Source organism: Desulfomicrobium aestuarii (assembly GCF_055385525.1).
This window is the reverse complement of sequence record NZ_AP042427.1, coordinates 2,883,672-2,895,843: the sequence shown is the minus strand read 5'-3', so window position 1 is coordinate 2,895,843 and position 12,172 is coordinate 2,883,672. Positions and strand designations below refer to the sequence as shown.

Below are 12,172 nucleotides of genomic sequence, written 5' to 3'. Positions count from 1 at the left end.
GATCCCGGCCTTTTTTTGCGCCCTTTTTCCGGGGCGTTGCGTTCTCCGGAAAATCAGCCCTTTTGCTCTTCGAGGCGCCCCAGGAGGCGCAGAAAGCCGTCGAGGATGGTCAGGGGGTGGGGCGGGCAGCCCGGGATGTAGAGGTCGATGGGCACGATGGGGTCGGCCCCGCCGTTGTGCTGCGGGTGGCCGACGAAGGGCCCGCCGCTGATGGCGCAGGCGCCCAGGGCGATGGCGATGCGCGGCTCGGGCACGGCTTCCCAGGTCTTCTGCAGGGCCAGTTCCATGCCTTTGGTCACGGGCCCGGTGATGAGCACGCCGTCGGCGTGGCGCGGCGAGGCCACGTACTGGATGCCGAAGCGGCCCAGGTCCCAGCCGATGGTCCCGAGCACGTTGATGTCCGCCTCGCAGGCGCAGCACCCGCCGGCGCTGACCTGCCGCAGGCGCAGGGAGCGGCCCAGGAGGCTTTTCATTTTTTTGTCCAGGGCTTCTGCCAGGCGCAGCTCCTCCTCGCCGGGCTTGCCCAGGATCAGGTCGTCGCGCCGTCGTACCGCCAGCCGGTGGTCGTTCGTCCGCGTCACGGCCCCGTGCGGGCAGGCCTGCATGCAGGCCCCGCAGAACAGGCAGCGGCCGAGGTCCAGGGTCGTGCTCGAACCGGGCTCCCGCGAAATGGCGCCCGTGGGGCAGACTTCGGCGCAGGCGTCGCACTCCGCCGGACAGGCCGAGGCGTCCAGACGCAGGGCGCCGCCGTGGCGGACGGGCAGGGACGGGGCCGGACCCTTGGGGTAGGCCATGGTCTGGCAGCCGCGGCGCATGCGGTTCATGAGGGTGTCGAAAATGTACATGAGCGCTCCCCTTACAGATCGAACCCGCAGTAGGACAGGTTGAAGCTCTTGTTGCAGATGGGAAAGTCCGAGACGGCCGTGCCGCGCAGGGCCAGGGCCAGGCCGGACCAGTTGTGGAAGGACGGGTCCTTGATCTTGTAGCGCCGGAAGCGTCCGTCATGGCCGGTCAGGGCCACGTGGCAGACCTCGCCGCGCCACCCCTCCACCAGGGCCACGGCCAGGGCTTCGGGATGAGGGGCCCCAAGCTCGGTGCGCAGCTCCCCGTCTACGGGTTCGGCCAGCTGTTCGAAAAGATAGCGGCCCGAGCGCTGGACTTCGAGCGAACGCACCCTGGCCCGGGCGAAGATGTCGCCGCTGGGCCATACCGCCACCGGGGCCTGGGAGAAGCGGTGCCAGCCCGCCGGGTGGTCGAAGCGCACGTCGCGGACCAGTCCGCAGGCCCGCGCTGCGGGGCCCACCAGCCCGATGGCCACGGCCTGGGGCGGGTGCACGACTCCGACGTTACGAAAACGCACTCGCACCGAGGCCGCGTCCCAGAACCATGTCATGGCCTGCTCGACATCGGCCATATGGGTCTTCAGGCGCTCGGCCATGGTGGCCAGACGCTCCGGCTCCAGGTCGTGCACGCACCCGCCGGGCCGGATCAGGCCGCGGCCGAAGCGGTTGCCGCACAGCAGGGCCGTCAGGTTCAGGAAATCGCCCCTGATCTTGCCGCAGGCCGCCGAGGTTGGCAGGAAGGCCACGTCCAGGGCCAGGGCGCCCATGTCGCCGGTGTGGTTGGCCAGGCGTTCGAGCTCCAGGGCCACGGACCTGAGCCACTGGGCCCGCAGGGGCGCCTCGACGCCGGCCAGGGCCTCCATGACCATGGCGTGGGCCGTGGCGTGGGCGATGGTCGTATCGCCGGCCACGGCCTCCATCTGGCACATGGTCCCGCGATGGGGACCGCCGGTCAGGGCCTCCTCCACGCCGCGGTGCTGGTAGCCCAGGGCGATCTCGAGGTGCATGACCTCCTCGCCGGCGCACTGGAAGCGGAAGTGCCCGGGCTCGATGACCCCTGCGTGCACCGGGCCCACGGCCACCTCGTGCACCTCGCCGCCGTCCACGCGGAAGAAGGGCGCGTTGGCCGGCGCGTTGCCGTTGGCGTGGCGCACGGGCTTGAGCCACGGGTGCCCGACGGGGACCAGGCCGTGTTGCTCCCAGACTTCGCGCTCGAAGAGGTGGGCCTGGGGGAACCTGGGCGTCAGGGACGGGTACGAGCCGCTGACGGGTTCGCTGCGGGCCACGCCGAGGACGCTGTCGTCGTCCATGGCCAGGATGGCGACCAGGGTCGTCTCGTCGTGGTCCGGCACCCCGAACCAGGCCACGAGGCGCGCGCCGCCCCGGATCAGTTCGCCGGTCAGGCGGACGAGCTTGGTCACCGAAAAGACCGGGACAGAGGCCCAGGAGACTCTGGATGCGTTGGCGAAGGAGAAAAACGGTGCGAGTGTGTTCATGGCAGTGGGAAGAGTTGAAGGACTGCTGCGGACCAGGCATCCTTGAGGATGGCCGGGGTGAAGAGGCCGAGCCAGAGCGATGCGACCAGCAGCGCCAGCGGCGGCAGAACGAGGCCTGCCGTCTCGCGCAGGTGGACCGGGTCGGGCTTCTTCAGGCGCGGCCTGCCGTCGACGATGGCGAAGACCACGTGGGACAGCCCGAAGAACGCCAGCAGCAGACAGACCAGGAAGAGGCCGATGGCCCAGGGGTGACCGGCCGTCAGGCCGGTGCGGACGATGAGCAGTTCGCTGAAGAAGGGGCCGAAGGGCGGACAGGCCGTGATGGCGAACATGCCCGCGACGAAGAGCCTGGAGTTGTGCGGCAGTATTCTGGACATGCCCCGCGCGTCGTCCATGGAGGCCGAGCCCGCGGCCCGCTGCAGATTGCCGGCGCTCAGGAAGAGGGTGCCCTTGGTCAGCCCGTTGCTCCAGACATGAAAGAGGGCCGCCCAGACCCCGGCGCTGCCGAAGGACGCGGCGATGCACAGGATGCCCATGTGCTCGATGCTCGAATAGGCGAGCATCCGCTTGAAGTCGCGGGTGCGCAGCAGAAAGAGGGCCGCGGTCAGGGTCGAGAAGAGGCCCAGGGCCAGGAGGCTCCGGCCGGCCATGGCCCCTTCCCCGGCCGCGTCGATGACCGACTTGACGCGCAGGATGGCCGTGAAGGCCACCGACGTCACCCCGCCCGCCAGCAGCGCGCCGACGAGGCCGGGGCTCTCGCCGTAGGTGTCGGGCTTCCAGGTGTGCATGGGGGCCAGGCCCATCTTGGTGCCGTACCCGACCAGCAGCAGCACCCAGGCCGTCAGGACCCAGGCTTTGGACAGGCTCGGGCCGTGGGCCAGCAGGGCCGTGAAGGTGATGTCTCCGGACCCGCCGCCGTGCAGGGAGGCGTAGCCCAGGCAGATGGACCCGAGCAGGGACAGGGCGATGCCCGTGCCGCCCACCAGCAGGTATTTCCAGGTGGCCTCGAAGGCGCGCGGCGTGCCCGTGAAATGGATGAGGGGGACGCAGGCCAGGGTCACGGCCTCTGTGGCGATCCACAGGATGCCCAGGTGCCTGGCCTGGTGCCCGGCGCTCAGCAGGCCCAGGACCAGGAGCAGGGCCGCGACGAAGACCCTGTTGCCCTGCTCCTTGAGCCGGAGGTAGCTGGCCGCGTAGCAGGCGCAGACCAGGAAGAGCAGGGACACGCCGGGCAGGATGGCCCGGGCCAGGGCGTCGAAGGCCAGCCACGCGGCAGGGTCCACCGCTGGCGGGGCGGCCATGAGCCACAGGCACAGGGCGAAGTGCGCGGCGCCGACTGCGGGCAGCAGCAAGGGGCGTGTGCGCCTGTCGGGCCAGATTGCCGCCAGGGCCGCGCCGGCCAGGGGGATGAGGATCAGGAGCATGGAGTTCATTCGTGCAGCGCCGTGAGTTTGCGGGTGTCCAGGGAATCGAAGGCCCGCTGGATGCGGTCGACGATGATGCCGATGACGAAGATGCCGACGGTGACGTCGAGGAGGATGCCGAACTCCACCAGGATCGGGGTCGACCGGATGAGCAGGAGCCCCGCGAGGTAGATGCCGTTTTCCAGGATCAGGTAGCCGCAGACCTGCGAGATGGCCTTGGTCCGGCCGATGAGCAGGATGAAGCCGGTCAGGATCAGGGCGATGGCCCCGGGCACGTGCAGGGTGCCGGCGTGCTCGGGCAGGAGCGGCAGGTGGCGGGCCAGGGCCACGGCCGCGATGGTCGCCCCGGCCCCCAGCAGCAGGGACGGGATGTAGGCGATGTAGGGCTCCAGTTCGCGGGCGATGTTGGCCGTGCGCATGGCGCGGTGCAGCAGGCCCGGGATGAGGAAGCCCTTGCCGGCCACCGTGGCCATGGTGATGAGCACCAGACGCCAGTCCAGTTCGTGGGCTTCGAGGACCAGGGGCACCAGGCCCAGGAGCACGCCCTGGGCGCCCACGGCGCGGATCAGCACGGGCAGGCGGCTGGTGCCCAGGGCCAGGAGATTGAGCCCCATGGCCAGGCCGATGAGGAGATTGAGGTAATCGTTCATATGTCACCCATCCAGGTCAGCAGCAGCGGGAAGAGGCAGAACAGGAAGCCGATGGTCAGCAGGAGCGGCACCCGGCGGAAGGCCAGTCGCGCCGTCAGGGACTCCACCAGACCCACGGCCACGGTCGTCAGCAGCACGGCCAGGGCCAGGACGCCCACGGACGCCGGCAGGGGCAGTTCCGACAGGGGCAGCACGGCCTGGGCCAGGAGGACGGCGAAGAGCATGAGTTTGACCGACGCGCCGTGCAGGATCATGGCCAGGGGCGGCCCGCTGTGGTCCAGGACCATGACCTCGTGGATCATGGTCAGCTCCAGGTGCGTGTTGGGGTCGTCGAAGGGCACGCGGCAGTTTTCGGCCAGCAGGATGATGAAGAGCCCCACGGCCAGCAGGGCCGCGCTGGGTCCGGGCAGCGGCGCGAACATGGACGACAGGGAGATGCTGCCGGACTGCACCACCAGGGTCAGGACGGCGGTGATGATGCCGACCTCGGCCAGCACGGCGTAGCTGACCTCGCGGGCCGCGCCCATGCCCTCGAAGGCCGAGCCGGTTTCCATGGCGCCCCAGGCCGTGCAGAAGCGGGCCAGGGCCAGGAGGTAGACCAGGAGCAGCACGTCGCCGTCGAAGGAAGCCGGCGCCCCGGCCCCGGCCAGGGGCAGCAGCAGGGCGGCTCCGACCACCGCCACCCAGGCCACGGCCGGGGCGATGACGAAGCCTGGCGAAGCCAGGGTGCTGACGACCACGCCCTTGCGCCACAGGCGGGCCAGGTCGAAGTAGAGCTGGAGCACGGGCGGCCCCTGCCTGCCGGCCACCCAGGCCTTGACCTTGTTGATGACGCCGGGAAGCAGCGGCGCCAGGACCAGCCAGGCCAGCAGGCGCAACGAAAGATCCAACATCGCGGACATCACATCCCTCCCTGGAAGACCAGCATCCCCAGCGCCGTGACCCCGAGGAAAACATACAGAATATAGAGGTGCAGACGGCCGTGCTGCAGGCCCCGCGCCGCGTCGGCCAGAAGCATGACGGCTCTGGCCGCGGGCCCGACGCCTTTTTCCAGCACGGTTTCGGGAACCCGCTCCAGGGCCAGGGCCGATTCCGGGAAATAGCCGCGGACCCGGCGGATGCGCCTGTCGGGGCGCAGCAGCCACCGGAACCAGCCGGTCACGATGCCGGCGAAGGAGCCGCCGGTGTACTGCATGTGCGCGGTCGGGGCCGCATAGCCGCAGTCCCAGGTGGGGCCACGGCGGATGCCGCCCGCCCGTACCTTGCGCAGGGCGAAGATGGCTGCGGCGGCCAGGGCGCAGGCCAGGGCCGTGTGCGCCGCACCGATCGCCCGGGCCGGGATGGGAGGCGCGGAAGCGGCCCATTGCGGCGTCCAGTCGGCGATGCACCCCTGCACCAGATGCAGAAAGAAGCCGGGCATGAGACCGACGCAGAGCATGACGGCGGCCGGGACGACCATGGCCGCGCGCATGGCGAGGCCGCATTCGGTGGCGTGTCCCGAGGTCTTGCCCCGGGGCGCGCCGAGGAAGACGATGGCCGAGGCCTTGGCGAACGCGCCCAGGGCCATGGCTCCGGTTCCTGCCAGGACGATGACGGCCGGCAGTACGCCGAAGGTCTCGCCCTTCTGGGCCACGGCTTTGAGCAGGCCCTGGTAGATGGCCCACTCGCTGACGAAGCCGTTGAGCGGCGGCAGGCCGGACACGGCGGCCGCGCCCATGGCGAAGAGGGCCGCGGTCCACGGCATGGCCCGCCACAGCCCGCCCAGCCGGCTCATGTCCCGGGTGCCCGTGGCGTGCAGGACCGAGCCGGCGCCGAAGAAGAGCAGGGACTTGAAGAGGCAGTGGTTGAAGACGTGCAGCAGGGACCCGGCCAGGGCGACCTGCCCCCAGACGGGGTGCCCGTGGGCCGCGGCCAGCAGGGCCAGGCCCAGGCCGATGAGGATGATGCCGACGTTTTCCACGGTGCAGTAGGCCAGCAGGCGCTTGATATCGTTCTGGGCCATGGCGAAGACGATGCCAACGAGGGCGCTGGCGCAGCCGATGCCGAGCACCGTCCAGCCCGCGCCGTCGGGCACGGGCAGCCAGCCGGAGAAACGGACGATGCCGTACACGCCCATCTTGACGGCCACGCCGGACATGATGGCCGAGACGTGGCTCGGCGCGCCCGCGTGGGCCGAGGGCAGCCAGATGTGCAGGGGGAACATGCCCGCCTTGACCCCGAAGCCCAGGAGCGCCAGCCAGAAGAGCGGGGCCAGGTCGGGGCGGTCGCGCAGGGGCCCCAGGTCCCAGGTCCCGACACCTGCGGCCAGGGCCGAGAAGAACGCGAAGAGGGCCATGGTCCCGGCGTGGGAGGCGGCCAGATAGAGCCATCCGGCCCGGCGCACTTCGGAACGCTCCCTGTCCAGGGTGATGAGGAAGTAGGCGCTCAAGGCGAAGGCTTCCCAGGCGAAGAGGAAGTGCAGCCCGTTGGCGCAGGTCAGGACCAGGCCCATGGACAGCACGAGGGCGCTCCACCACGACCTCCCCCGGGGCGCGGAGCGCGGGAAGTGGTCGTCGGGCCAGTATTCGGATGCATAGAGGGCGCCGAGTCCCCCCGTCAGACAGACGAGGACCAGGAAGAGGGCGCTCAACGCGTCGAGGGTCAAAAAGACGTTTTCCCCGCCAGGGGCCAGGGAACTTCTCAATGCCCAGCCTTGCCCGCCCGTCAGGACGGTTGCGGCCGCGCCCAGGCCGGCCAGGGTTCCGAGGCTGTTGAGCCCGAGCCAGAGGCGCGGACGCGCCCCCACAGCGCAGGCCAGGACAAGGGCCAGGGCGGCCGTGCCGAGCAGTGCGGAGGTCATCGTCTCCCCCCGGATCTCAAGGGGACGGCATGTCCGCTGCCTTCGACCAGGGCCTGCAGCACGGTCTCGTCGTCTGCCGCCTGGTCCAACGCGGTGCTCAGCACTCCCGACGCGACGCTGCGGGCCAGCAGGCCGAGCATGTCCACATGCAGGCGCGGCGTGGGCGAGATGAAGAAGAGCAGCCGCGTGACGGGGACTGCGTCGGGACCCTTGGTCCCTTCGAGGGGGGCGCTCAGCAGGATGAGCGAGACCAGGGCGCAGGCTTCGCCGAGAAAGACGCCCCTGGCCGGGTGGGGCAGGGCGAAGCCCCTGCCGGTCGGCGCAATGGTCAGCCCCTCCGGGGTGCAGATGCGTCGGGCGAGCATGCCGTGCACGGCCGGGGAGACGCCGGGAAGGCCCCGGACGATGCGTTCGAGGACGCCCGGAAGGTCGCCGGGCGTCACGTCGCGCCATATCCCCCCGCGCCGGACCAGGGCGGCGAGGTTCAGGTTCGAGGCCAGGGCCGGCGTCGGCTGGGCGAGGAAGCCCGTGTTGGCGGCCAGGCCGTTGCGGGCCGCCCAGGTCATGACCTGGTCCTGCTCGAAGAGGATGCGGTCGCGGTCATGCACGTGGGGCATGCCTTCGTTTCTGACCCACTCGAGGACGAGCTGTTCCGAGACACCAAAGGACTCGGCGATCTGAATGAGGTTGAGATACATGTCCGTTGTCGATGCGTGAAGGTTGATGGATCAGGGATGCGTCCCGCCGCTCAGGGGGATGGCCAGGGCCAGCGCCAGGATGGCCGCGCATAGATAGAGGATATAGGCCTGGGTCCTGCCGTGCTGGAACCACCTGGCCAGATCCGAAAGTCTGAGGATGGCCAGCCCGCACGGTCTGACGATCCGTTCAAGGACCGTCTCGGGCGTGTGCGATGATCTGGACGCATGGGCCGGAAAGAAGTCCTCGGGCGGTTCCGCGTGGACTGCGGGCCGCAGGATCCAGTCGAACCAGCCGGTGATGATGCCTGCGAAGGACCCGGCGGTATACTGCATGCGCGGCGAGGGTTCGGCGTAGCCGCAGTCCCAGGTGACGGCCCTGGTCGTGCGCTGCCGCAGGAGCCGGCAGGCCAGGACACCCGCAGCCAGGGCGGCCAGTGCGATCAGCGCGTGGGCCGCGCCCAACGGCGTCAGGCGGTTGGGGATGTCCAGGGGCGTCCCGAGCCCGAACCAGGCCGTGGCCACGCGCATGAGCATCGGCCAGAAGAGGGCCGGGGCGAGGCCGATGGCCAGGCACCCCCCCGCCAGGACAGCCATGGCCCCGCGCATGCCCGGGCCGCACTCGCGGGCTTTTCCGGCGGCCTCGGCCCGGGGCGCGCCGAGGAAGACGACCCCGCAGACCTTGACGAAGCAGGCCAGGGCCAGGGCGCCGGTCGCCCCCAGCAGGACGGCCGCGGGCACTGCGCCCAGGATAGCCCCGGTCTGATGCCGGCTCGCGTCGAACAGGCCCGAAAAGACCAGCCACTCGCTGACGAAGCCGTTCAGGGGCGGCAGGCCGCAGATGGCCATGGCCCCGAGAGTGAAGAACCCGGCGGTCCAGGGCATGGCCCGCCACAGGCCGCCCATGTGGCTCATTTCGCGCGTCCCGACGGCGTGGAGCACCGAGCCGGCCCCCAGGAAGAGCAGGGCCTTGAAGAGGCCATGGTTCCAGACGTGGAGCAGGCCGCCGGCCAGGGCCAGACCGCCCCACTCCGGCCGACCCTGGGACGCGGCGATCATGGCGAAGCCCAGGCCCATGAGGATGATGCCGATGTTCTCCACGCTGTGATAGGCCAGCAAGCGTTTGAGGTCGTGCTGGCCCAGGGCGAAGGCCACCCCGAGGACGGCGCTGGCGCAGCCCAGACCGGCCACGACCCAGCCGGCGCCCACAGGCATGGGCAGCCAGGAGCCGAAGCGGACCAGGCCGAAAATGCCCATCTTGATGGCCACACCGGACATGAGGGCCGAGACGTGGCTCGGGGCGTTGGCATGGGCCGCGGGGAGCCAGATGTGCAGGGGGAAGACGCCGGCCTTGATGCCGAAACCCAGCAGCGCGAGCCAGTAGAGGCGGGCAAGGTCAGGGAGATGGTGCACTGGCCCCAGTTCCCACGTCCCGGTGTGTGCGGCCAGGGTGGCGAAAAAGGCGAAGAGCGCCAGCGTGCCGGCGTGGGAGGCGGCCAGATAGACCCAGCCGGCGGACCGCACCTCGGCATTGGCGCGGTCAAGGGTGACGAGGAAATAGGCGCTCAGGGCAAAGCATTCCCAGGCCAGGAGGAAGTGCAGGCCGTTGCCCGCAGTCAGCACCAGACCCATGCTCATGACCATCGCGTTCCACCACATGCGGCCGGCGCGGGCCGAGCGCGGGTGACGGTCTTCGGGCCGGTATTCCCGGCTGTAGACGGCGCCGGCGAACCCGACGACGCTCAAAAGGAGCAGGAAAAATGCGCTGATTTCATCGAGGCGCACCAGCAAACGCTCACCTCCGACCTCCCACCCGCTGCGCCACTCCCAGGCGGAATGGCCCGACAGGATCATGCTCGCGGCAAGGAGGGCGCATACCGTTCCTCCGAGGGTGGCGGCCAGCCATCCACGTGGAAAGGAATGGCTTGCGGCCATTCCTGTAAGCATTCCTGCTGCCGCGCAGGAGAGAAGAACTGTGACGTCCATTCTTGTACGCCTGGGTCAAAATCCTGTTTGTTCTGTTTATTCGACAAATTACGCAGTAAAATATTAGAGAAGATCGTTGTGTTCTCCGTGATGCGGCGCATTGCATCCTTGCGGCATGTCCGTGTTCTGATCCGTGCATGCCGGAAATCACAAACTGCGATCAGGCTGGCATTTCCGACCGCAGAGCATAGGTTATCTTTTCCACTCCAGTGGATATGCCTCTCAAAATTGCGAGTCAAGGAATTGAGGGGAGGCAGTGGAAATTTTTGTGCAGGGAGTCGAAGACGGCGGCGTGCCCGGTTTTCAGCCGCACCTCAGTGGCCAACCCGTCTCAGTGCAGGGGCGAACTCGAACCGTCCGGAGTGCGGGCCGTCCCGGTCGGCACGCGGAAACGCCAGGTCGGGGCGGGGGGAGAGGCGCATTTTTTTTCGCGTCCACCTTGAGTAAAAGTGGTGGAATGGCTTGACTCGCCGGGAGGTGCGTGAGTAAGAGTGGTAAAAAGTGGTAAAAAGTGGGAAAGGGTGAGGGAAAAACATGTTCAGAGGGCATTCACATCGTTCGCAGGACCCGAAGGGGCGGCTCATGCTTCCCCCGGAGTTCCGTGACGAGGTGTTCGCCCAGTCGCCCGAGGGCAAGCTCATCCTGACGAATTTCGACGACTGCGTGGCCGCCTACCCCCTGCCCGAGTGGGAGCAGATCGAGCAGAGTTTTTCCAAGCTGAACATGGCCGACCGTCGCGTGCGGGACTTCCACCGGTTCTTCATCTCCGGAGCGGCCGAGGTGACCCTGGACAAGCAGGGGCGCGTCCTCATCCCGCCTCATCTGCGCAACTACGCCGGACTCCAGAAGGACATCGTCCTGGCCGGCGTGGGCCGCAAGTTCGAGATCTGGGATCTGGAACGGTTCGAGGCGCAGCGCACGGCCATGCAGGAGAATTTCGACCAGGTCATGGACGATCTGGCCGGCAACGGCTTCGAACTCCGGTTCTGATCCGAAGGGGCCATGGACGCATACTCCGAACACATCCCGGTCATGATCGACGAGGTCATGCACTGGCTCGAACCCAAGCCGGGCGGCTACTACATGGACGCCACCCTGGGCCTTGGCGGGCACGCCGCGCGGCTCATGGAGCTGACCGGCGGTCAGGCCCACCTCCTTGGCCTGGATCGCGACATGCAGGCCCTGCGTAAGGCCGGTGAGCGGCTCGCCCGCTACGGGGAGAACGTGCAGCTGGCGCACACGTCGTTCCAGAATTTTTCCGGCGCGTTGCGGGAGATCGGCTGGGACCTTCTGGACGGGGTCGTGGCCGATCTCGGGGTTTCGTCCCTGCAGCTCGACAGCCCGGAGCGGGGTTTTTCCTTCCTGCACGACGGGCCTCTTGACATGCGCATGGATCCGGGGTCAGGCGGTGAGCCCGCTTCGAACATCGTCAACGGCGCCTCCTTCGAACGTCTGCGCCAGCTCCTGTGGGACTACGGCGAGGAGCCCATGGCCGGGCGCATCGCACGCGCCATCGTCGAGACCCGGGAAAAGGCCCCCATCGAGACCACCCTGGAGCTTGCCCGCATCGTGGCCGCCGCCTACCCGGCCAAGCGCCGCGCCCTGGCCCGCAACCACCCCGCGACCAAGACGTTCCAGGCCCTGCGGCTGGAAGTCAACCAGGAACTGAAAGAGGTCGAGAATTTTCTGGCGCGCATCGTTGATCACCTGCGCCCCGGCGCGCGCATCTGCGTCATATCCTTCCACTCCCTGGAGGACCGCATCGTGAAGCGCGCTTTCCGCACGGAGAGCACGGGCTGCCTGTGTCCGCGGGAGTACCCCGTATGCACGTGCGGTCACGAGAAGAGGCTCCGCCTGCCTTTCCGCAAGCCCCTGCTGCCGGGCCAGGAGGAGATGCGGGTCAACAGCCGCAGCCGCAGCGCCAAGTTGCGCGTGGCGGAGCGCATCGCAGGGGGTGGGGAGTGAAGGGCCTGGGCTCGGGGTTTCTGGGCTTGGGGCTCGTGTTTGTGACGACCATCGTTCTGGGTTTGGGGCTCGTCTGGGTCAACATCGAGAGAGTCGACCTGTCCTACGAGCTCAAGACCCTGGAACGTGATCTTCAGGAAAAGCGGGATCAGCATTCGAAGCTGCAGGTGGAGCGCCAGTACCTGCTCGCGCCGCCGACGCTGCGCGCCAGGGCCGAAGGGGCCGGGCTGCGTCCGCCGCATCGCGACCAGATCCGCACCTTGCAGGAGTAGGCG

The 12,172-nt window shown here is 68.8% G+C and carries 11 protein-coding genes; 3 read left to right on the top strand and 8 right to left on the bottom strand.

From position 1 onward, the window contains the following. Window positions 1–53: 53 nt before the first annotated feature. The 8 genes from ACZ5AC_RS13280 to ACZ5AC_RS13245 are packed head-to-tail and all read right to left on the bottom strand — an operon-like array spanning window position 54 to window position 9,881. Window positions 54–845 carry an NADH-quinone oxidoreductase subunit B family protein gene (locus tag ACZ5AC_RS13280; RefSeq protein ID WP_464248081.1) on the bottom strand — a complete coding sequence of 264 codons (792 nt, stop codon included), beginning with the start codon at window positions 843–845 and terminating at the stop codon, window positions 54–56. An 11-nt stretch (window positions 846–856) separates the two neighbouring features. Then, entirely contained in the window at window positions 857–2,338 is a 1,482-nt protein-coding gene (locus ACZ5AC_RS13275) for a hydrogenase large subunit (RefSeq protein WP_464248080.1), read from the bottom strand. Next, window positions 2,335–3,771 (bottom strand): proton-conducting transporter transmembrane domain-containing protein, encoded by a 1,437-nt coding sequence (locus tag ACZ5AC_RS13270; protein WP_464248079.1) that lies wholly within the window; start codon window positions 3,769–3,771, stop codon window positions 2,335–2,337. Before ACZ5AC_RS13270 ends, ACZ5AC_RS13275 begins: the two co-directional genes overlap by 4 nt. Next, window positions 3,768–4,412 (bottom strand): hydrogenase, encoded by a 645-nt coding sequence (locus ACZ5AC_RS13265; RefSeq protein WP_464248078.1) that lies wholly within the window; start codon window positions 4,410–4,412, stop codon window positions 3,768–3,770. The genes ACZ5AC_RS13270 and ACZ5AC_RS13265 overlap by 4 nt, the downstream gene beginning before the upstream one ends. Further along, window positions 4,409–5,314 (bottom strand): respiratory chain complex I subunit 1 family protein, encoded by a 906-nt coding sequence (locus ACZ5AC_RS13260; RefSeq protein ID WP_464248077.1) that lies wholly within the window; start codon window positions 5,312–5,314, stop codon window positions 4,409–4,411. The genes ACZ5AC_RS13265 and ACZ5AC_RS13260 overlap by 4 nt, the downstream gene beginning before the upstream one ends. Then, on the bottom strand, window positions 5,314–7,251 hold the full coding sequence (locus tag ACZ5AC_RS13255) for a proton-conducting transporter transmembrane domain-containing protein (protein ID WP_464248076.1): 1,938 nt from the start codon (window positions 7,249–7,251) through the stop codon (window positions 5,314–5,316). Before ACZ5AC_RS13255 ends, ACZ5AC_RS13260 begins: the two co-directional genes overlap by 1 nt. Continuing rightward, window positions 7,248–7,949: a hypothetical protein gene (locus ACZ5AC_RS13250; RefSeq protein ID WP_464248075.1), complete on the bottom strand. Its 702-nt coding sequence runs from the start codon at window positions 7,947–7,949 to the stop codon at window positions 7,248–7,250. Before ACZ5AC_RS13250 ends, ACZ5AC_RS13255 begins: the two co-directional genes overlap by 4 nt. A 30-nt stretch (window positions 7,950–7,979) precedes the next feature. Beyond that, on the bottom strand, window positions 7,980–9,881 hold the full coding sequence (locus ACZ5AC_RS13245; protein ID WP_464248074.1) for a proton-conducting transporter transmembrane domain-containing protein: 1,902 nt from the start codon (window positions 9,879–9,881) through the stop codon (window positions 7,980–7,982). Between the two features lie 585 nt (window positions 9,882–10,466). Between ACZ5AC_RS13245 and mraZ the strand changes: the two genes are divergently transcribed. Genes mraZ through ACZ5AC_RS13230 form a run of 3 tightly spaced genes read left to right on the top strand, consistent with a single transcriptional unit; the run spans window position 10,467 to window position 12,169 of the window. Further along, entirely contained in the window at window positions 10,467–10,922 is a 456-nt protein-coding gene (gene mraZ / locus ACZ5AC_RS13240; RefSeq protein WP_464248073.1) for a division/cell wall cluster transcriptional repressor MraZ, read from the top strand. A 12-nt stretch (window positions 10,923–10,934) separates the two neighbouring features. After that, the gene (gene rsmH / locus ACZ5AC_RS13235) at window positions 10,935–11,897 is read left to right on the top strand and encodes a 16S rRNA (cytosine(1402)-N(4))-methyltransferase RsmH (RefSeq protein WP_464248072.1); all 963 of its coding nucleotides are present in this window, start codon (window positions 10,935–10,937) and stop codon (window positions 11,895–11,897) included. After that, window positions 11,894–12,169 carry a hypothetical protein gene (locus tag ACZ5AC_RS13230; protein ID WP_464248071.1) on the top strand — a complete coding sequence of 92 codons (276 nt, stop codon included), beginning with the start codon at window positions 11,894–11,896 and terminating at the stop codon, window positions 12,167–12,169. The genes rsmH and ACZ5AC_RS13230 overlap by 4 nt, the downstream gene beginning before the upstream one ends. Window positions 12,170–12,172: the final 3 nt, after the last annotated feature.

Excerpts from the sequence above, each read along its gene's own strand:
- ACZ5AC_RS13280 (WP_464248081.1), bottom strand. The coding sequence starts at position 845 with ATGTACATTTTCGACACCCTCATGAACCGCATGCGCCGCGGCTGCCAG.
- ACZ5AC_RS13275 (WP_464248080.1), bottom strand. The coding sequence starts at position 2,338 with ATGAACACACTCGCACCGTTTTTCTCCTTCGCCAACGCATCCAGAGTC.
- ACZ5AC_RS13270 (WP_464248079.1), bottom strand. The coding sequence starts at position 3,771 with ATGAACTCCATGCTCCTGATCCTCATCCCCCTGGCCGGCGCGGCCCTG.
- ACZ5AC_RS13265 (WP_464248078.1), bottom strand. The coding sequence starts at position 4,412 with ATGAACGATTACCTCAATCTCCTCATCGGCCTGGCCATGGGGCTCAAT.
- ACZ5AC_RS13260 (WP_464248077.1), bottom strand. The coding sequence starts at position 5,314 with ATGTCCGCGATGTTGGATCTTTCGTTGCGCCTGCTGGCCTGGCTGGTC.
- ACZ5AC_RS13255 (WP_464248076.1), bottom strand. The coding sequence starts at position 7,251 with ATGACCTCCGCACTGCTCGGCACGGCCGCCCTGGCCCTTGTCCTGGCC.
- ACZ5AC_RS13250 (WP_464248075.1), bottom strand. The coding sequence starts at position 7,949 with ATGTATCTCAACCTCATTCAGATCGCCGAGTCCTTTGGTGTCTCGGAA.
- ACZ5AC_RS13245 (WP_464248074.1), bottom strand. The coding sequence starts at position 9,881 with ATGGCCGCAAGCCATTCCTTTCCACGTGGATGGCTGGCCGCCACCCTC.
- mraZ (WP_464248073.1), top strand. The coding sequence starts at position 10,467 with ATGTTCAGAGGGCATTCACATCGTTCGCAGGACCCGAAGGGGCGGCTC.
- rsmH (WP_464248072.1), top strand. The coding sequence starts at position 10,935 with ATGGACGCATACTCCGAACACATCCCGGTCATGATCGACGAGGTCATG.